Source organism: Mesorhizobium sp. dw_380 (assembly GCF_018588885.1).
Taxonomy (GTDB): Bacteria; Pseudomonadota; Alphaproteobacteria; order Rhizobiales; family Rhizobiaceae; genus Mesorhizobium.
In genome coordinates this window covers 258,107-276,901 of the sequence record NZ_JAFFIW010000004.1, presented here as the reverse complement: position 1 = coordinate 276,901, position 18,795 = coordinate 258,107, and the positions used below count along the sequence as shown (strand labels likewise).

At 62.6% G+C, this 18,795-nt stretch carries 16 protein-coding genes; 9 read left to right on the top strand and 7 right to left on the bottom strand.

Annotated features, from left to right (window positions below; genetic code table 11):
* Positions 1-469: 469 nt before the first annotated feature.
* Positions 470-1,843 (bottom strand): PleD family two-component system response regulator, encoded by a 1,374-nt coding sequence (locus JT360_RS06175; protein WP_214470721.1) that lies wholly within the window; start codon positions 1,841-1,843, stop codon positions 470-472.
* 33 nt (positions 1,844-1,876) lie between these two features.
* Positions 1,877-2,293, bottom strand: coding sequence for a response regulator (locus tag JT360_RS06170; protein WP_284731535.1), 417 nt, complete (start codon positions 2,291-2,293; stop codon positions 1,877-1,879).
* Between the two features lie 201 nt (positions 2,294-2,494).
* Here JT360_RS06170 and JT360_RS06165 point away from each other — a divergent pair, with 201 nt between their 5' ends.
* Complete coding sequence (locus JT360_RS06165; protein WP_214470720.1) at positions 2,495-2,794, top strand: DUF3572 domain-containing protein; 300 nt, start codon at positions 2,495-2,497, stop codon at positions 2,792-2,794.
* The gene (locus JT360_RS06160; protein ID WP_214470719.1) at positions 2,791-3,444 is read left to right on the top strand and encodes a DUF2608 domain-containing protein; all 654 of its coding nucleotides are present in this window, start codon (positions 2,791-2,793) and stop codon (positions 3,442-3,444) included. The genes JT360_RS06165 and JT360_RS06160 overlap by 4 nt, the downstream gene beginning before the upstream one ends.
* Before the next feature lie 73 nt (positions 3,445-3,517).
* On the opposite strand, the gene JT360_RS06155 is transcribed toward JT360_RS06160, so the two are convergent.
* Entirely contained in the window at positions 3,518-5,143 is a 1,626-nt protein-coding gene (locus JT360_RS06155; protein WP_250888647.1) for a hypothetical protein, read from the bottom strand.
* Between the two features lie 93 nt (positions 5,144-5,236).
* Positions 5,237-5,824, bottom strand: a complete 588-nt coding sequence (locus JT360_RS06150; protein WP_214470718.1) for a GNAT family N-acetyltransferase — start codon at positions 5,822-5,824, stop codon at positions 5,237-5,239.
* A gap of 66 nt (positions 5,825-5,890) precedes the next feature.
* On the opposite strand from JT360_RS06150, the gene JT360_RS06145 reads away from it, so the two are divergent.
* The gene (locus JT360_RS06145; RefSeq protein ID WP_214470717.1) at positions 5,891-7,219 is read left to right on the top strand and encodes a DNA polymerase IV; all 1,329 of its coding nucleotides are present in this window, start codon (positions 5,891-5,893) and stop codon (positions 7,217-7,219) included.
* A gap of 6 nt (positions 7,220-7,225) precedes the next feature.
* Here JT360_RS06145 and JT360_RS06140 read toward each other — a convergent pair whose 3' ends face one another.
* On the bottom strand, positions 7,226-7,741 hold the full coding sequence (locus JT360_RS06140) for a hypothetical protein (RefSeq protein WP_214470750.1): 516 nt from the start codon (positions 7,739-7,741) through the stop codon (positions 7,226-7,228).
* 184 nt (positions 7,742-7,925) lie between these two features.
* Between JT360_RS06140 and JT360_RS06135 the strand changes: the two genes are divergently transcribed.
* Positions 7,926-8,807: a DMT family transporter gene (locus JT360_RS06135; RefSeq protein WP_214470716.1), complete on the top strand. Its 882-nt coding sequence runs from the start codon at positions 7,926-7,928 to the stop codon at positions 8,805-8,807.
* Positions 8,808-8,926: 119 nt separating this feature from the next.
* On the opposite strand, the gene dnaE is transcribed toward JT360_RS06135, so the two are convergent.
* Together dnaE and JT360_RS06125 are read right to left on the bottom strand one after the other, a co-directional pair.
* Positions 8,927-12,454 carry a DNA polymerase III subunit alpha gene (gene dnaE, locus JT360_RS06130; protein ID WP_214470715.1) on the bottom strand — a complete coding sequence of 1,176 codons (3,528 nt, stop codon included), beginning with the start codon at positions 12,452-12,454 and terminating at the stop codon, positions 8,927-8,929.
* 106 nt (positions 12,455-12,560) lie between these two features.
* The gene (locus JT360_RS06125) at positions 12,561-14,573 is read right to left on the bottom strand and encodes an acetyl-CoA carboxylase biotin carboxylase subunit (RefSeq protein WP_214470714.1); all 2,013 of its coding nucleotides are present in this window, start codon (positions 14,571-14,573) and stop codon (positions 12,561-12,563) included.
* A 239-nt stretch (positions 14,574-14,812) separates the two neighbouring features.
* Here JT360_RS06125 and JT360_RS06120 point away from each other — a divergent pair, with 239 nt between their 5' ends.
* The 5 genes from JT360_RS06120 to JT360_RS06100 all read left to right on the top strand — a co-directional run bounded on the left by JT360_RS06120 (position 14,813) and on the right by JT360_RS06100 (position 18,794).
* Positions 14,813-15,940, top strand: coding sequence for an S-(hydroxymethyl)glutathione dehydrogenase/class III alcohol dehydrogenase (locus tag JT360_RS06120; protein WP_214470713.1), 1,128 nt, complete (start codon positions 14,813-14,815; stop codon positions 15,938-15,940).
* 67 nt (positions 15,941-16,007) lie between these two features.
* Positions 16,008-16,577: an S-(hydroxymethyl)glutathione synthase gene (gene gfa / locus JT360_RS06115; protein ID WP_214470712.1), complete on the top strand. Its 570-nt coding sequence runs from the start codon at positions 16,008-16,010 to the stop codon at positions 16,575-16,577.
* 64 nt (positions 16,578-16,641) lie between these two features.
* Entirely contained in the window at positions 16,642-17,109 is a 468-nt protein-coding gene (locus tag JT360_RS06110; protein ID WP_214470711.1) for a YaiI/YqxD family protein, read from the top strand.
* A gap of 31 nt (positions 17,110-17,140) precedes the next feature.
* Entirely contained in the window at positions 17,141-17,818 is a 678-nt protein-coding gene (locus tag JT360_RS06105) for a DUF1345 domain-containing protein (RefSeq protein WP_214470710.1), read from the top strand.
* 97 nt (positions 17,819-17,915) lie between these two features.
* Positions 17,916-18,794, top strand: a complete 879-nt coding sequence (locus JT360_RS06100) for a cytochrome b/b6 domain-containing protein (RefSeq protein WP_214470709.1) — start codon at positions 17,916-17,918, stop codon at positions 18,792-18,794.
* Position 18,795: the final 1 nt, after the last annotated feature.

Genomic DNA, 18,795 nt, shown 5'->3' with positions numbered 1-18,795 from the left:
ATGAAGTGGAGGGGGGCACCTTCTCCAGATGGCCGATTGCAAGGGCCACTGCCTAGCAGCGTGCAGAGCCCAATTAGCGGGCAGGCGTCGCGCAAAATCCGTTACGCGGCTATTCCGATCTCAGCACATGAAAAGAAAAAACCCCGAACTTCGGGGGCTTGGCACGGAATCCTGATGTCATCTGAGACAAAGGGGGCCGGTCGGCGTTTGGCAGCGGTACGAGGAGGCCACTATGTGCCAGCGCCGGCCGGCCGACCCCACGGACCCAGGAGATGCGGCGGACCTGAGCATCATGGGGTATTCCCAGGATCGAGCCGGCTATCTACCCTCGTGCCGGCTTCGTCTTGCCAAGCACATTTGCGCAAGAGCTTTTGGAAATCAACAGTTTCTTAACCAAGGCTCGTGAATCGCTTGGATTAAGGTAAACGGGTAACCCTGTCGGATTGACAGAATAATCGTGGCTTGACGGTCAAGCGGCCTTGGCGACGACACGATTGCGACCGCCACTCTTGGCTTCGTAGAGTGCCAGATCGGCGCGCTTCATCAGGGCCGCCACCGTATCCACGCCCTTCAGCACCGACGACACGCCAACGCTGACGGTCACCTCGATCGTCTTGCCGTCCTGGCCGATGGCGAAAGGCGCCTGGGCGATTTCGACACGGATGCGTTCGGCCACCTTCTCCGCCACGGCGCCATCGGTGTCGGGCATGACCACCACGAATTCCTCGCCGCCGAACCGGCAGGCAAGATCGATGCCGCGAACATTCTTGCGCAGCCGCCGCGCGAATTCCCGCAACACCTCGTCGCCGCCGTCATGGCCGTGCGCATCATTGATCGACTTGAAACGGTCGAGATCGGTGATCATCACCGACAGCGGCCTGCGCCGCGCAACGGCGCGGTCGAACAGCGTCTGCAGATGGCTGTCGAGATAGCGGCGGTTGTGCAGCCCGGTCAGGCCATCGGTCACCGCCATTTCTATGGTCTGGGTGACACTGGCGCGCAATTGGTCGTTGTAACGCTTGCGGCGCACCTGGGTACGCAGCCGCGCCGTCAGTTCCTGCTGGTCGATCGGCCGCATCAGATAGTCGTTGATGCCGAGTTCGAGGCCGCGGATGATGCGCTCCTCCTCGCCCTCCTCCGCCAAAAGGATGATCGGCACGAAGCGGGTGCGGTCGAGCGAACGCAGCTGCGAGCAGAGCCTGAGCGGATCGAAATCGGCGAACGCCGTCGAGATCATCACGCATTCATAGGACGTCTCGGCGGCCTGGAAAAAACCGGCATGCGGATCGCTGTTGACGTCGAGGTCGGCGCGGTCGCGCAGCATCTTCTGGATGCGCTCCACGGACGATTTGCGCTCGTCGATCAAAAGCACTTTCGGCGCGGTGTCCTCGGACGCGAAATTGCGGCTGAGCAGCTCCTCGATGCCGATGTTGCGCGTAGTCGAGGCGCGCAGCCTGAGTTCGTCGGTAAGGGACTTCAACCGGACCAGACTCTTGACGCGCGTCATCAGCTGCAGGTCGTTGACCGGCTTGGTCAGGAAATCGTCGGCGCCGGCCTCGAGCCCGCGCACGCGGTCGGACACCTGGTCGAGTGCGGTGATCATCACCACCGGAATGTGCGACGTCGCTGGATCGCTTTTCAACCGCCGGCATACCTCGAACCCGTCCATATCGGGCATCATCACGTCAAGCAGCACGACGTCGACCTTGCCGTTCTCGCAGGTCTCGATCGCGTCTGGCCCGTTGGTGGCGGTCAGCACCTCGAAATACTCGGCTAGCAGCCGCACCTCCAGCAGCCTCACATTGGCAGGGATGTCGTCGACGACGAGGATCCGCGCGGTCATTTCACAAGGCTCCGGCTCGGCTGGAAAGGCACATCAGGCATCGCCCAGGTAGGATTTGATGGTTTCGATGAAACGCGGCACCGAGATCGGCTTCGAAATATAGGCCTCGCAGCCGCCCTGGCGAATGCGCTCCTCATCGCCCTTCATCGCGAAGGCGGTCACCGCGATGACCGGAATGACGTGTAGATCGTCGTCCTCTTTCAGCCATTTGGTCACTTCCAGCCCCGATACCTCGGGCAACTGGATATCCATCAGGATGAGATCGGGCCGGTGCTGACGCGCCAAGTCGAGCGCCTCAAGACCGTTACGGGTGCGCACTGTCTCGTAACCGCTGGCTTCGATGAGGTCCCGAAAGAGCTTCATATTGAGCTCATTGTCCTCGACGATCATGACCTTCTTAGGCATCGATATCCCGTCCCGGCCGGCCCTCCGCTCGAAGGCGGCCGTCATGCGCTCTTCCCTAGACGCACCAAACCCTGCTTCACTATACGGCAATATGATTGACGAAACGGAAACCACGGCTGGGAAAGCAGCACGAATTCCACCTCGCCTCACTGCGCGTCCAAAAGGCGCGCCGCGCTGTAGAGGCTTGCCGCAAGCAACTCTTGCCATTACTGCGGAAGAGACTCATTCCGCATACCGAAGGTAGTGATGGCAAACGCGGCGTCAATGCGCGAAGAGGCGGAAACCCTTGCCGTGAAGGCCCTGGGCTTCGTCGCCTCCGATCCGGAGCTGTTGCCGCGTTTTCTGGCGATCACCGGAATAGAAGCGCATTCGATCCGCAAGGCCGCCGGCGAGCCGGGTTTCCTGGCCGGCGTCCTGCAGTTCATTCTCGCCCACGAGCCGACCCTGCTGCGCTTTGCCGAGGAAACCGGCACGCCGCCGGCAGCCGTCGGCAGGGCATTGCGCGCCTTGCCGCTCGGCGACGACGACCATGAGCATTCCATATGAGCGATGATCCGGAGACCGCGCGCCAGATCGAGGAACTGGCGGCCGATGACAGGCCATTGCTGGTGCTCGACGTCGACGACGTGGTGCTCGAATTCATCCGCCCGTTTCCGCATTTCCTCAAGGCGCGCGGCTATGGCCTGACGCTGGCCTCCTTTCGCCTGACCGGCAACATTGCCGAAATGGCCAGCGGCCGCCTGATCGAACAGCCCGAAGTCACAGCACTCCTGGGCGAGTTTTTTGACGCGCAAGCCGATTGGCAGAGCGTTACCGACGGGGCCGCGGAAGCCCTGGCAGGGCTTGGGAACCGCGCGGAAATCATATTGCTCACGGCCATGCCGCACAGGCATCGTGCCGTGCGCCGGGCCCATCTCGATGCCCTGGGCCTGCATTACCCGCTGCTGACCACCGAGATGGCCAAGGGACCGGCAGTGGCCACGCTGCGCGGAAATAGCGGCCGGCCGGTGGTCTTCGTCGACGATCAGCCGCACAATCTGGCGTCGGTGCGGGAATCGGTGGCCGACGCAGGTCTTTTCCACCTGATAGCCGACAATTCGCTGCGCGCGTTCCTCCCAGCGGTCCCGGACGATGTCATTGTCGTCCAGGACTGGCACGAAGCTGCACCGAAGATCGCCGGCGCGCTGGGGCTCTGATTTAGACGTTTTGACGCAATTCCGGACGGAAAACCGCTCTATGCATTCCGGGAATTGCTCGAGGTCTGAACCCTCATGGATTCAGTTTCGCCCCTGACCCGCCATTATCGCTACCGCCGTCGTCGCCACCACCGCTAGCGCCACCATTGTCACCGCCACCGCTAGCGCCGCCATTGTCACCGCCACCATTGTCACCGCCACCACTAGCGCCGCCGCCGTCGTCCCCGCCGTCACCATCGTCGACGCTGTCGTCCACCGCCGGATCGGCGGGCTTCAACATGACACCATTGACGGCGACGGAGCCGTCGGCCTTAGTGTTGACCACCCATTCGAGGCGACCGTCCGAAAGCGTCTTGGCAAAACCCTTCACGACGAGAGCAACAGGCACGTACTGAGCGATTTCGGGTTCGGACTTTGCCGCTTCCTGCAGGCTCGCGACCATCTTGTCGAAACCGGCGACATCGACCGTGAGATTTGCGTCGGGCTTCTGGCCGAAGCTCGTCATCTCACCTTCCAGCGCGATTTCCATGTCCTTGTTCTTCACGGTGCTGTGGCCGATGACGACCTTCGGCCCCTTGGCCAGGAAGTCGGCTTTGAGCTGATCGCCGAACTCGGCCGACAGCGGCGGATTCTGATGGAGATCAAAGGCTTCGATTGCCTTCTTCGCCATGCTGTCGAGATCGATGTTGGCGCCGCCGAAATTCAGGTCGATATCGGTGGGCAGCAATGCCACGCTCCAGCTCGGCAAAAGCTGCTGCGGCACGGTCAGCCCCGTGGCCTTGATGCCATAGCTGACCTTGCCGCTCTGGGCGACGCCGTCGCTGCCGAACGCGGTGCTGAGCTGGGTCGCCCCGAAAGTGCCGATCGGGCTCTCGACCGCGAAATCCTTGAAGGCGTAGGTGCCGTCGATGCGTTCCCACACCGGAAGCGCGGCGAGCAGAAGCGACTTGAGCTGCGCCTGGTTTGCCTTCAGCGTTGTCTCATCTTCATTGGCAACGGCAAACGCCAGGAGATCGAGCAGTGGCTTGGTCTGCACACCCTTGCCGCTGGCCTCCACTGAAAATTCAGGCGACCTGACGGTGACCGGGAAGTTCAGCCCGCTCTCGGGATCGTCGAATTTGATCGCTTCGACAAAGTTGGATATTTTCTGCGACGTCGTGAAATCGACGCCGCCATTGGCGGCTTTGGTGCCGACCAAGGTCGCGGTCGCAGCGCCGGCGCTCATATCCAGGCGCTGCTTGGCGTCCTGCGACGACATCGTCATCCCGGCCATCGAGCTTGTGCCGCTGGTGAAGGCCGCCAGCTTCGGATCGTAGACGCCACTGCCCTTGCCGTCCTTGATCGAAAACTGCGTGCTTTGCTGCCCTTCAGGCCCCTTGAACTCGAAGGAGGCGCTTTGCGAAAAATCCATCGAGACATCCCAGGATCCGTCGCTGCGCGGCTTCACCAGCAGGGCGTAGGGCGCAAAGTCGAATTTCACCAGCTTCTGGTCGGGAAAGGTCCCGGCCAGCGCCTTCAAATCAAACACGATCTTGTAGGCGTTGCCTTCGACCGAAACCTTCAGGATGCCCTTGTCGAGCGCCTGCCTGCCGACATAGCGGGACAGATCATTGGACAATTGCTTCGCGCCCTGGCTGTCGACGGTCTGGCCGAAGGCGGGCGCGCTGAGCAGGAGCGCGGTAAGGGCAATTGGCAACATACGGGTCACGGGAACTCTCCGTTGGGTCGAAAGGCAAAAAACTTTTCACACTTCTGGTAGGGAAATACCATCGCAACTGCAAGATGATGACGGTCAGGCAACCGGCTTCAGCACCAGCCGCATCAGCGGCCGCCCCGCCTTGCGCTCCACCAGCCTCTCGAAACCGGCCTTCTCGAAAACCGCCGACGAGCCGACGAACAGACCGATCGAGCGCGAATCGCGGGACAGGTCGATCGGGCAGGCCTCGACAAGCCGTGCCCCGTTCTTGCGGGCGAAATCGATGCCGCCTTCGACGAGCCGATGCGTGATGCCCCTGCCGCGCGCCTTGGCGCGGATGAAAAAGCAGGAAATCGCCCAAACGGCCGGGTCGGCAGCGTCGGCGGGATCGATCGGCGCCGAGCCCCTGCCCTTGTTGTTCCATTCGGGCACGTCGGCGCGCGGTCCGATCTGCATCCAGCCAATCGCCTTGCCGTCCTCGAATGCCAGCACGCCGGGCGGCGGGCCGGCTTCGATACGCGCCTTGATGTGGTCCTTGTTGCGTTCCCGGCTGCTCTCGCGCCGCGCCGCCGGGGCCAGCCGGAAATGCGTGCACCAGCAGCCGTAGCAGGCGCCCTGCTTGCCGAAAAGGTCCTCGAATTCAGGCCAAAGCTCAGGCGCCAGCGGCACTATGGTCGTGCTCATAAGGTTCTCCCCAGGCCCAGCTTGTCGCTGGCCCTGCACTGTCGTACCATTGCTTCTGTTCTCTTTATGTTCGCAGCGATGGCGGCCCCTGTCAACAATCCCGATCACGGTTTTTGCCGTGACTGCCTGAGCTTTCAGCGCAGTGAAACGCGCCGCTGCGAACGCTGCGGCAGCCCTCGCCTTGCCCGCCATCCAGAGCTTTACCGGCTGCATCTGGCTCATATCGATTGCGATGCCTTCTATGCGGCGATCGAAAAGCGTGACAATCCGGCGCTCAAGGACAAGCCGCTGATCGTCGGCGGCGGCAAACGCGGGGTCGTCTCCACCGCATGCTACATCGCCCGCATCCGGGGCGTGCGCTCCGCCATGCCGATGTTCAAAGCGCTCGAGGCCTGCCCCGAGGCGGTCGTGATCCCGCCCAACATGGAAAAATACGTGCGCGTCGGTCGCGAGGTGCGCGCCATGATGCAGGCGCTGACGCCGCTGGTCGAGCCGCTGTCGATCGACGAGGCGTTTCTCGACCTCGCCGGCACCGAACGCTTGCACGGACTGCCGCCGGCCGTGGTGCTGGCGCGCTTTGCGCTCGCCGTCGAAAAGGAGATCGGCATCACCGTTTCGGCCGGCCTCTCCTATTGCAAATTCCTCGCCAAGATAGCGTCGGACTTCCGCAAGCCGCGCGGTTTTTCGGTCATCGGCGAGGCCGAGGCGGTCGATTTCCTGGCGGCGCAGCCGGTGACCATGATCTGGGGCGTCGGCAAAGCGTTCAACGCCACGCTGGAACGCGACGGCATCCGCACCATTGGCCAGCTACAGAAGATGGAGCGCGCCGACCTGATGCGCCGCTATGGCGTGATGGGCGACCGGCTCTACCGGCTATCACGCGGTGAGGATGTCCGCCGCGTCGACCCCGACCAGGACGCCAAGAGCGTATCGGCCGAAACCACTTTCGACACCGACATCGCGTCGCTGGAAGAGCTCGTCTCCGTGCTGAGAGGTCTTTCGGAAAAAGTCTCGGCGCGGCTGAAAAAATCAGGCATTGCCGGGCGCACCGTGGTGCTGAAGCTGAAGACCCAGGATTTCAAGCTGCGCACGCGCAACCGCCAGCTCGGCGACCCGACCAGGCTCGCGGACCGGATCTTTTCGACCGGCGTGGAACTTTTGCGCAAGGAAACGGACGGAACAAAATTTCGATTGCTCGGCATCGGCGTCAGTGACCTCTCCGATGACGACAAGGCCGACCCGCCGGATCTGGTCGACATCCAGTCGCGCAAGCGCGCCATGGCCGAAGGCGCCATCGATGCGTTGCGCGACAAGTTCGGCCGCAAGGCGGTGGAAACCGGCTACACCTTCGGCAGGGGCCGAGATGCCCACCCACCGGAGCCACTCGAAGACTGATCTCCGTCAGCTGGGCTTGGTGCGCTGCAGATCGATCCGGCTCAGCACCACGTTCTTGCCGGTTTTCAGGTCGGTGTCAGTGACTGTCAGCCGGATCTGGTTCTCGCCCCTCTTCTCGACCGTCATCCGCGCCTTTCGATCGCCGTTGACGTCCTTCGCCCAGCCGATGCCGAGGTTGATCGCATTGCCCGAGCGGCTGCCGTTCAGCCGCGCCGGGCCGGTGCGGGATCCGATGTAGGTGCCGCTGTATTTTGCGCCGGTGACCTTCAGGTCGGCACTGACAGCGCGCGTCATCACGATGAGACCACGGCAATTGCCGTCGAGCGACAGAGACGTCGACGTCGCGTTCGACTTGAACGTGCAGGACACATTCACAGTTGGCGCCTCTGTTGTCACTTTGAGGATGCCTTGGCCGGCGAAATTGCCTTTGAACGATTGGAGAAAGTTGGCCTCGTCTGCATGTGCTATCCCTGCAGCAATCGACAGACAGCCGGCAAGCAAGAGTGGAGCAAATGATTTCATCGAAGCTCTCCTTGTCGATGTTGGGATGTTCTGCAAAGCCCGGCTGAACATGAATTCAACGCCCCTTGCCGCATCGGGTTCCTCCGCCAAACCAACAGTTCCGTAACGCTGCCGTTTCAACTGGCCCAGAAGAATGAAGCAGCTAGTGATTGCGGCAAAAGCCGAGGCCTGTGAGATAAAGGACATGGCACCCACCCCTTCCATCCCCAAGGCAGCGTTCTGGATGGCGCTATCGATCGCCTCGTTCCTCGCGATGTCGGTCGCCGGCCGCGCCACGACCGCCGAACTCAACGTCTTCCAGGTGCTGGAACTGCGCTCGGTGATCGGCTTCTTCATTCTCTTGCCGCTGGTGCTGACGAGCGGCGGCTTCGCCGGGATGCGTACGCAGCGCCCCCTCGCCCATATCGCCCGCAACGTCGTCCACTATAGTGGCCAGGCGGCATGGCTCTACGCCTTGACGCTGATCCCGCTGGCAGTGCTGATCTCGATCGAATTCACCACCCCCATCTGGACCGCGATCCTGGCGGTGACGTTTCTGGGCGAAAGATTGAGCCGGCCGAAAGTGGCGGCAGTCGTGCTCGGGCTGATCGGCGTGGTGGTCATCGTGCGTCCGGGCGTTGGCGCGGTCGATCCGGGACATCTGGTCGTGCTGGGCGCCGCGGTCTGTTTCGGCGTCTCGGTGGTCCTGGTCAAGTCGCTGACGCGCACCGACAGCGTCGTGCGCATCATCTTCTGGATGCTGATCATCCAGTCGGCGTTGGGCCTGATCCCTGCGCTCTACGAATGGCGCACCCCATCGATCGAACTCTGGCCATGGATCGTACTGATCGCCTTCACCGGCATGTCGTCTCATTTCTGCATGGCCCGCGCGCTCACCTATGCCGACGCAACCGTCATTTCGCCCATGGATTTCCTGCGCGTGCCTTTGTCGGCGCTGATCGGCTGGCTGCTGTATCAGGAGCAGATCGACGCCTTCACCGCCGGGGGCGCGCTGCTCATCCTGATGGGCAATCTGCTCAATCTGCAGCGCAAGCCGGCAAGGCCGGACGAAGTGGCGGCATCGTAGCGCACCGGCTGGGCGTATTGAGATTCAGGTCAGGCCGAGTGCCGCTGCAGCCCTTCATGCGGCTTGCGGGAGCGGCAACTGCCGCCAGGCGAATCGCCAAAATCCGGCAATCGCGATGATCACACCAACTCCACTTCAACCACGCCGGGCACGGCGCGCATCGCCGAGGCGATCTGCGGCGAGATGCGATAGCCGCCCTGCAAGGCGATCTCGACCTCGCCCTGCGCCTCCTCCTTGATGACGATGATGCTCACCTGGCTTTCGCCGCGCTGGGTGAGTTGGGATTGGATTATCGAGGCTGGTCCATCGTTCCTGACGAAAATGCGCAGGGCCTTCTGGATGCGGCTTGCCTCGTCCTCCAGCGACTGCACGGAGTTGATACGCAAATTGACGCCCTCGGGCCTATCCTCGGCGGCGACGGTGATGACGACGGAGCGGCCGGCTTCCAGGAGGTCACGATATTGCGCCAACCCTTCCGAAAACAGCACGGCCTCGTACTGGCCGGAGGTGTCGGAAAACGCCACCACGCCCATCTTGTTGCCAGTGCGCGTCTTGCGCTCCTGCTTGCTGGTCACCGTGCCGGCAAGCCGGCCAGCGGTGGCGCCCCGCTTGACGGCGGCCGAGAACTCGCCCCAGTTCTGCACCCGCATCTTTTGCAGGGCCGCCTTGTATTCGTCGAGCGGATGGGCCGAGAGATAGAAGCCGACGACCTGGAATTCGCGGTGCAGCCGGTCGGCCGCAAGCCACGGATCGGTTGCCGGCAGGTTGAGCGCCTGAGACTGGGCGCCGAGCGAGGCGCCGAAGATATCGGCTTGGCCGGAAACGGCGTTCTGCTGGGCGAGTGAAGCCAGCCCCATCATCCGTTCGACGCCGGCCAGCATCGCTGCGCGGTCGTGGCCGAAGCAATCGAGCGCGCCGGCCATGATCAAGCTTTCGAAGACACGCTTGCCGACGATCTTGGGATCGACCCGCTCGCAGAAATCGGCGAGGTTCTTGAACGGTTTTTCGCCCCGCACAGCGACGATGTGCTCGACCGCCGCGTCGCCGACGCCCTTGAGAGCGGCCATCGAATAATAAATGCGGTTCTCTCCGACCTCGAAAGCACGGAAGCTTGTCATCACCGATGGCGCCAGCACCTCGATGCCGAGGCGCAGCGCATCCTGGCGGAAATCGGCGAGCTTGTCGGTGTTGCCCATGTCGAGCGTCATCGACGCCGCCAGGAATTCGACCGGATAATGGGCCTTGAGATAAGCGGTCTGGTAAGAGACGACAGCGTAGGCGGCGGCGTGCGACTTGTTGAAACCATAGTCGGCGAACTTGGCCAGCAGATCGAAAATGAAGTCGGCTTGCGGCTTGGCCACGCCGCGCTCGACCGCGCCGGAGACGAAGCGTTCGCGCTGCTTGTCCATCTCGGCGCGGATTTTCTTGCCCATGGCGCGGCGCAGAAGGTCGGCTTCGCCGAGCGAATAGCCGGACAGTTCCTGCGCGATCTGCATCACCTGTTCCTGGTAGACGATGACGCCTTGCGTCTCCTTTACCAGATGATCGATCTTGGGGTGGATCGATGCCATCTCCTCCTCGCCATGCTTTCTGGCGTTGTATGTCGGGATGTTCTCCATCGGGCCCGGCCGGTAGAGCGCGACCAGCGCGATGATATCCTCGATGCAGTCGGGCCGCATGCCAATCAGCGCCTTGCGCATGCCCGCGCTTTCCACCTGGAACACGCCGACCACCTCGCCGCGCGACAGCATGGCGTAGGTGTCGGGATCATCGAGCGGTATCGTCGCCAGATCGATCTCGATGCCGCGGCGGCGGATCAGTTTCACCGCGGTTTCGAGCACCGTCAGCGTCTTCAGGCCGAGGAAGTCGAACTTCACCAGCCCGGCCTGCTCGACATATTTCATGTTGAACTGGGTGACCGGCATGTCCGAGCGCGGATCGCGGTACATCGGCACCAGTTCCGACAGCGGCCGGTCACCGATGACGATGCCGGCGGCGTGCGTGGACGCATGGCGGTAAAGCCCCTCCAGCTTCTGCGCCATGTCGAGCAGCGTCTGGACGATCGGCTCCTTCTCGGCCTCCTCGGCAAAGCGCGGCTCGTTGGCGATGGCGTCGGCGAGCTTCACCGGATTGGCTGGGTTCTGCGGCACCATCTTGGACAGCTTGTCGACCTGGCCATAGGGCATCTGCAGCACGCGGCCGACGTCGCGCAGCACCGCGCGGGCCTGCAACGTTCCGAACGTAATGATCTGGCCGACCTGGTCGCGGCCATATTTCTGCTGGACATAGCGGATCACCTCCTCGCGGCGATCCTGGCAGAAGTCGATGTCGAAGTCGGGCATCGACACGCGGTCCGGATTGAGGAAGCGTTCGAACAGCAGCGAGAAGCGCAGCGGATCGATGTCGGTGATCGTCGTCGAATAGGCGACCAGCGAACCGGCGCCCGAACCGCGGCCGGGCCCGACCGGAATGCCTTGAGCCTTGGCCCATTTGATGAAGTCGGCAACGATCAGGAAATAGCCCGGGAATTTCATCTTCTCGATGATGCCGAGCTCGAATTCGAGCCGCTCGCGATATTGCTCGACCGTGTAGCCGGGGGTCGGCCCGTGCAGAGCGAGCCGCGCCTCGAGGCCCTCGCGCGCCTGGCGGGCCAACTCCTCGGCCTCGGCCTTTTCGGCGGCGTCCTTGTCGGTGATATCGCCGCCTGTGAAGCGCGGCAGGATCGGACTGCGGGTTTTTGGATAGTAGGAGCAGCGCAGCGCGATCTCGACCGTGTTGTCGATCGCTTCCGGCAGGTCGGCGAAAAGCTGCGCCATATCGGCCTGACTGCGCAGGAAATTGTCCGGCGACAGCCGGCGGCGGGTATCAACGGCGACGACCGAGCCCTCGGCGATCGCGATCAGCGCGTCGTGCGCCTCATAATCGTCGCGCGACGAGAAGAATGCCTCATTGGTGGCGACCAGCGGAAGTTCGTGCGCATAGGCGAGATCGATCATCGAGTGCTCGATGATCCGATCGTAGCCCGCAACCCGCTCCAGCTCGACATAGAGCCGATCGCCGAACAGCGCTTTCAAGATCAATAGCCGCGTCTCGGCCAGATCGCGGCGATCCTCCTTCAAGGCGTTGCCGATCGGGCCGCGCGGCCCGCCGCTGAGGCAGATCAGTCCGTCGGAGTGACCGCCCAACATCTCGGTGGTCAGGTGCACGGCTTCGCCGGGCAATGTTTCCAGGTAGACGCGGCTCACCAGCCTGACCAGATTGGAATAGCCGGCTTCGGTCGCGGCGATCAGCACGACTGGCCGCATCTCCGGACCTTGCCGCCGGCGGTCGCGCTGGCCGTCGCTGTTTTCGCCGGAAAAGGCGAGCGCGATCTGGCAGCCGATGATCGGCTGAATGCCGTCCTTGACCGCCTTCTGCGCGAACTCAAGCGCACCGAAGAGATTGTTGGTGTCGGTGACGGCGATGGCCGGAGCTTCGTCTTTCACGGCGTGGCCGACGATCTTGCCAAGCTGAAGCGCGCCCTCGAGCAGCGAATAGGCCGAATGCACGCGCAAATGGACGAAGGGCCGCGCCGGTACCTCCGGGCGCGCGGCCGCGATCGCGGCTTCGCGCTTCAGGGGATCGCGTGGAAGTCTGTCATCCGCCATGGTTTCTCGCGCTGCCTAAGGCCTTGAGTCGATGGAGATGTATTGTCCGGGACAGCGCGATACCAGTCCAGCACAAACGACCGCCGACCACAGGCTTCCAGCCTGCTCAGGCGAATTCCATGATCACCGCATCCACCGCCAGGCTGTCGCCCGGCTTGGCGTTGAGCTTCGACACGACGAGATCGCGCTCGGCGCGCAGCACGTTTTCCATTTTCATCGCCTCGACCACGGCCAAAGTCTCGCCGGCCTTGACCTCCTGGCCCTCGGCAACGGCGATCGACACGACGAGGCCGGGCATCGGACAGAGCAGCAGTTTCGACGTGTCGGGCGCCACCTTCTCCGGCATCAGCCGTTCCAGCTCGGCGGTGCGCGGCAGCATGGCGCGCGCGGTCACCGACATGCCTTTCCAGGCAATGCGAAGGCCATTGGCGACCGGCCGGATCTGGGCGGCAACCCTGCGCTTGCCGACCCTTCCCCGCCAGATCAGGTCGCCCGGCCGCCAGTCGGATGAAACGGTCAGCGCCTTGCCGCCATCGACCGACAGATCGATCTCCATCGGGATCGAAATCATGCCCTCAAGAATTGACGCCGACAGATAATCCTCGCCGATCTTCACCACCCAGTCGCGCTTGAGCGCCCCCGAATGCGGCGCCAGCCGCCCGCCGAGCCGGTCGAGCCGGTCGCGGCGCAGCAGTTCCACTGCGGTCACGATCGAAGCCAGAACGGCCTTTTCCTCGCTGTTCGGAACGATTGGCGCAAAACCGTCGGGATATTCCTCCGCAATGAACCCGGTCGATATCAGCCCTTCCCGCCAGCGCGGATGCTGCATCAGCGCCGCCAGGAACGGAATGTTGTGCTCGATGCCGTCGACCACGAAACTGTCCAGCGCTTCCGACATGGCGTCGATGGCTGCGAGCCGCGTCGGCGCCCAGGTGCACAGCTTGGCGAGCATCGGATCGTAGAACATCGAAATCTCCGAGCCCTCGGTGACGCCGGTGTCGTTGCGGATGACGATATCGCCGAACCGTCCTTCCTCCGGTGGCCGATAGCGTGTCAGCCGGCCGATCGACGGCAGGAAATTGCGATAGGGATCCTCGGCGTAAAGCCGGCTTTCCACTGCCCAGCCGTTCAACTTGATATCGCCCTGCTTCAAGGCGAGTTTTTCGCCGGCGGCGACGCGGATCATCTGTTCGACCAGATCGATGCCGGTGACGAGCTCGGTTACCGGGTGCTCGACCTGCAATCGTGTATTCATTTCAAGGAAATAGAAGTTCTTGTCCTTGTCGACGATGAATTCGACGGTTCCGGCGCTCTGGTAGTCGACGGCCCTGGCCAGCGCCACCGACTGCTCGCCCATGGCCTTGCGCGTCTTGGCATCGAGGAACGGCGACGGCGCCTCTTCGGCGACCTTCTGGTTGCGACGCTGGATCGAGCATTCGCGTTCACCGAGATAGAGCGCATTGCCATGCGCGTCGGCCAGCACCTGGATCTCGATATGACGCGGATCGACGACGAATTTTTCGATGAACACGCGGTCGTCGCCGAACGAGCTCTTGGCCTCGGAGCGCGCCCGATCGAAACCATCGCGCACTTCCGACTGGTTCCAGGCGATGCGCATGCCCTTGCCGCCGCCGCCGGCCGAGGCCTTGATCATCACGGGGTAGCCGATCTCGCCGGCGATCTTCTCCGCATGATCTGCATTCTCGATGACACCGAGCCAGCCGGGCACAGTGGAAACCTTGGCGGCGTTGGCGAACTTCTTCGATTCGATCTTGTCGCCCATCGCCTTGATCGCTTTGGGCTTCGGGCCGATAAAGATGATGCCTTCCTTCTCCAAAGCTTCGCAGAAGGCTGCCCGCTCGGACAGAAAGCCATAGCCTGGGTGCACGGCCTGAGCCCCCGTTTCCTTGCAGGCGGCGATGATCTTTTCAGGCACGAGATAGCTCTGCGCGGCGGGTGAAGGGCCGATATGCACCGCCTCGTCGGCCATCTCGACATGCACGGCATCGCGATCGGCATCGGAATAGACGGCGACCGTGGCGATCCCCATCTTGCGCGCCGTCTTGATGACGCGGCAGGCGATCTCGCCACGGTTGGCGATCAGGATTTTCGTGAACATGCGGACGACATTCCCCTCCGGCGGAAGGCTCAGTTCTATGAATTATGCAGCCATGTCTCAAGTGCCGGGGTGAGCGACACGCCGGTCGCTTCGCCGGAGACCTCCCTGCACCGCGTCGGGTGCGCTCAGGGGTATGCTATCTGCGTCAAGAAAGCCGCTATTTCGTCTCATCTGACGGTTGATGAGCAGGCCAAAACCTGAAAGCTTGAGCAAAAAATAGCCTTTGGAGGAATTGCCCGATGAAAACCCGCGCCGCAGTCGCCGTCGCCGCCGGAAAGCCGCTGGAGATCGTGGAGGTCGACCTCGACGGGCCGCGCGAGGGCGAGGTGCTGGTCGAGATCAAGGCGACCGGCATTTGCCACACCGACGAATTCACCCTGTCGGGTGCTGATCCCGAAGGCCTGTTTCCGGCGATCCTCGGCCATGAGGGTGCCGGCGTGGTGGTCGATGTCGGCAAGGGCGTCACCTCGGTCAAGAAGGGCGACCATGTCATCCCACTCTATACGCCGGAATGCCGGCAGTGCCCGTCCTGCCTGTCGCGCAAGACGAACCTGTGCACCGCGATCCGCGCCACGCAGGGCCAAGGGCTGATGCCGGACGGCTCGTCGCGGTTTTCGATCGGCAAGGACAAGATCTTTCACTACATGGGCTGCTCGACCTTCTCCAACTTTACGGTCTTGCCCGAGATCGCCGTCGCCAAAGTCAATCCCGACGCCCCCTTCGACAAGATCTGCTACATCGGCTGCGGGGTGACGACCGGCATCGGCGCCGTGATCAACACCGCCAAGGTCGAGCAGGGCGCCACCGCGGTCGTCTTCGGCCTCGGCGGCATTGGCTTGAATGTCATCCAGGGGCTGAAGCTAGCCGGCGCCGACATGATCATCGGTGTCGACCTGAACAACGACAAGAAGGAATGGGGCGAGCGGTTCGGCATGACGCATTTCGTCAATCCGAAGGAGATCGACGGCGACATCGTGCCTTACCTCGTCAACATGACCAAGCGCGGCGCCGACCAGATCGGCGGTGCTGACTATACATTCGACTGCACCGGCAACACCAAGGTGATGCGCCAGGCGCTGGAAGCCTCGCATCGCGGCTGGGGCAAGTCGGTGGTCATCGGCGTCGCCGGCGCCGGCCAGGAGATCTCGACCCGGCCGTTCCAGCTGGTCACCGGGCGGAGCTGGATGGGCACCGCCTTCGGCGGCGCGCGCGGCCGCACCGACGTGCCGCGGATCGTCGACTGGTACATGGACGGCAAGATCGAGATCGACCCGATGATCACCCATACGCTGAAGCTGGAAGACATCAACAAGGGGTTCGATCTCATGCATGAGGGCAAGTCGATCAGGAGCGTGGTGGTTTACTGAGGAAGATCATACGCCGCCGGCCGACCGGCCTGCGGCCTCTGTGGTCCAAACAAGGGAGGAGAAAAGAATGGCAGAGAAACTGCATCCAAAAATCGACAATGGCCTGCCCAGGGAAAGCGCGAGCTTTGCCGGCGGCACGCTGGTCTGCGCCTGCACCAGCAATCCGGTCAAGGTGAAGGTGAAGGGCCAGATAGCCCACAACCATGCCTGCGGCTGCACCAAATGCTGGAAGCCGGAAGGCGCGATCTTCTCGGTGGTTGCCGTGGCCGGCACCGGCGACGTCACCGTCACCGAGAACGGCGACAAGCTGAAAGTCGTCGATCCCAGTGCCCTCATCCAGCGCCATGCCTGCACCGGCTGCGGCGTCCACATGCATGGACCGGTCGAGCGCGACCATGCGTTCAAGGGCCTGAGCTTCATTCATCCGGAGCGTTTCGTCGAGGATGGCTGGTCTCCTCCTGGCTTCACCGCGTTCGTATCGTCGATCATCGAATCGGGTGTCGATCCGAAGCGAATGGACGGCATTCGTGCCCAATTGAAGGGAATCGGGCTGGAACCCTATGACTGCCTCAATCCCGGCCTGATGGACTATATCGCCACCTGGACCGCCAAGAGGTCCGGGGCCTTGCCGGCCTGACAGCTGTAAGATTTCAGGGTTGGGGCCGGACATGTTTCCGGCCCCTGTCCATTTTGGAGAGACAATGCAGGCACCCGCCATTTACGTCGACGCCGACGCCTGCCCGGTCAAGGCCGAGGTTGAAAAGGTCGCCGAGCGTCATGGCGTCGTCGTCACCTACGTCTCCAATGGCGGCTTGCGGCCTTCGCGCGACCCGATGATCCGCAATGTCGTGGTGTCCAAGGGCGCCGACGCCGCCGATGACTGGATCGTCGAAAACGCCAAATCCAATGACATCGTGATCACCGCGGACATACCGCTTGCCGCCCGCGCGGTGGCGCTCGGCGCGCATGTGCTTGGCCCCACCGGGCGCCCGTTCACGCCGGAAACGATTGGCATGGCGGTGGCCATGCGCGACCTCAAGCAGCATTTGCGCGAGACCGGTGAAAGCAAGGGCTACAATGCCAGCTTCGCGCCGCAGGACCGTTCGCGTTTCCTCGGCGAACTCGACCGTATCTTGCGGCGCGCCCTGAAATCCGCCACACCGGGCTAGCAACAAAAGCGCCGTCCAGGTGGAGACCGCCATGGCCGCCGAAGCCCCGATCGAGAAACCCATCCACCGCCATAGGCTGTTCGCGGTGTCGGCGTGTCTCGGTGTCTTTGCGCTCCTCGTGGCGTTGCTGCTCCACGCCCCGCTCGCCTATTCGATCGGCGCCAACGCATTCTTTGCCGCTTACGTCATTCTCGTCGTCTCTCAGATGCCAAAGTTCACCGGCAGGTATCTGAGCAAGAATGCGCGCGACACCGACCAGCCTGTGCTGGTCATCTTCGCCGTAACGCTCGTCGTCGTCATTGTTGCCATTATCTCATTGTTCCTGCTGATCAATCAGAAGGACAAAGGCCACCCAATCGAGCTCGCTTTCGCGCTGCTGTCGATCCCGTTGGGCTGGTTCACCATCCACGCCATGGCAGCGCTCCATTATGCCCATGTCTACTGGATGGACGGCGACGAAGTCGATGCCGGCACCAAGAAGAAAATTCCGGTCGGCGGACTGCTGTTTCCCGGCGACAAGCGGCCGGAAGGCTGGGACTTCCTCTACTTCTCAACGGTTATCGGCATGACGGCGCAGACCGCGGACACCAACATCTCGACGACCCATATGCGCCGTGTCGTGCTTGTCCATTCGATCCTGTCGTTCTTTTTCAACACGGTGATCGTTGCTGCCGCCGTCAATCTCGCCGTCAGCCTGGGCGGCCCATAATAATTCCGTGATCGGGTGAAACATTGGTTTGGATCGCGACGTATCAGGAGGACAATGAACGCGCAGGCCAAGCCGCCAGGCCGGGAGACGAGACAAGATGGAATCCGTTGCCAGAAGCCAATCCGCGACCGGACCGGATGCTCCGGCGAGCGAAAGAACATTGATCTACCGGCAGTCGCGCTGGACGCGCCTGACGCATTGGCTTTGGGCCATTTCCTTGTTTTTCATGCTGCTTTCCGGCCTGCAGATCTTCAATGCCCGCCCGCAGCTCTACATCGGCAAGCAGTCGGGCTTCGGCTACAACAACACCATCTTTGAAATCGGCGCCGAGAACACGAATGCCGGACCGCGCGGCTACACCGAAATCTTCGGGCATCGCTTCGATACGACCGGCGTGCTCGGCTGGTCAGGCCCGGCAGGCAACGAGACGGCGCGCGGCTTTCCATCCTGGGCGACCATCCCGTCCTACTACGACCTCGGCACCGCCCGCGTCATCCATTTCTTCTTTGCCTGGATACTGACGACGACCCTGCTCGTCTGGCTGGTTGCCAGCCTGATCAACGGCCATATCCGCCGCGATCTCGCCCCGCGCCTTGATGACCTCAAACGCCTGCCGCGGGACATCGTCGACCACGCCAAGCTGAAATTCCACCACACCCGTGAGTATAACACGCTGCAGAAGATGGCCTATGGCGGGGTGCTGTTCGTGCTCTTGCCGCTGATGATCATCACCGGCCTTGCCATGTCACCCAGCATGGATTCGGTGCTGCCGTTCCTCAACGAATTGCTTGGCGGCCGGCAGACGGCACGCACCATCCATTTCACCGTCATGGTGCTGCTGGTCGCCTTCTTCGTCATCCATATACTGATGATCCTTGCCGCCGGCCCGATCAACGAACTGCGCTCGATCATCACCGGCTGGTACCGCATCGACCCTCCCAGTCATGACGACAAAGCCGCCGAGAGGAGTGCGTGAC

What these genes read in the sequence shown, in the direction of transcription:
- JT360_RS06175 (WP_214470721.1), bottom strand. Translation starts at nt 1,843, where the DNA reads ATGACCGCGCGGATCCTCGTCGTCGACGACATCCCTGCCAATGTGAGG.
- JT360_RS06170 (WP_284731535.1), bottom strand. Translation starts at nt 2,293, where the DNA reads ATGACGGCCGCCTTCGAGCGGAGGGCCGGCCGGGACGGGATATCGATG.
- JT360_RS06165 (WP_214470720.1), top strand. Translation starts at nt 2,495, where the DNA reads ATGGCAAACGCGGCGTCAATGCGCGAAGAGGCGGAAACCCTTGCCGTG.
- JT360_RS06160 (WP_214470719.1), top strand. Translation starts at nt 2,791, where the DNA reads ATGAGCGATGATCCGGAGACCGCGCGCCAGATCGAGGAACTGGCGGCC.
- JT360_RS06155 (WP_250888647.1), bottom strand. Translation starts at nt 5,143, where the DNA reads ATGTTGCCAATTGCCCTTACCGCGCTCCTGCTCAGCGCGCCCGCCTTC.
- JT360_RS06150 (WP_214470718.1), bottom strand. Translation starts at nt 5,824, where the DNA reads ATGAGCACGACCATAGTGCCGCTGGCGCCTGAGCTTTGGCCTGAATTC.
- JT360_RS06145 (WP_214470717.1), top strand. Translation starts at nt 5,891, where the DNA reads ATGTTCGCAGCGATGGCGGCCCCTGTCAACAATCCCGATCACGGTTTT.
- JT360_RS06140 (WP_214470750.1), bottom strand. Translation starts at nt 7,741, where the DNA reads ATGAAATCATTTGCTCCACTCTTGCTTGCCGGCTGTCTGTCGATTGCT.
- JT360_RS06135 (WP_214470716.1), top strand. Translation starts at nt 7,926, where the DNA reads ATGGCACCCACCCCTTCCATCCCCAAGGCAGCGTTCTGGATGGCGCTA.
- dnaE (WP_214470715.1), bottom strand. Translation starts at nt 12,454, where the DNA reads ATGGCGGATGACAGACTTCCACGCGATCCCCTGAAGCGCGAAGCCGCG.
- JT360_RS06125 (WP_214470714.1), bottom strand. Translation starts at nt 14,573, where the DNA reads ATGTTCACGAAAATCCTGATCGCCAACCGTGGCGAGATCGCCTGCCGC.
- JT360_RS06120 (WP_214470713.1), top strand. Translation starts at nt 14,813, where the DNA reads ATGAAAACCCGCGCCGCAGTCGCCGTCGCCGCCGGAAAGCCGCTGGAG.
- gfa (WP_214470712.1), top strand. Translation starts at nt 16,008, where the DNA reads ATGGCAGAGAAACTGCATCCAAAAATCGACAATGGCCTGCCCAGGGAA.
- JT360_RS06110 (WP_214470711.1), top strand. Translation starts at nt 16,642, where the DNA reads ATGCAGGCACCCGCCATTTACGTCGACGCCGACGCCTGCCCGGTCAAG.
- JT360_RS06105 (WP_214470710.1), top strand. Translation starts at nt 17,141, where the DNA reads ATGGCCGCCGAAGCCCCGATCGAGAAACCCATCCACCGCCATAGGCTG.
- JT360_RS06100 (WP_214470709.1), top strand. Translation starts at nt 17,916, where the DNA reads ATGGAATCCGTTGCCAGAAGCCAATCCGCGACCGGACCGGATGCTCCG.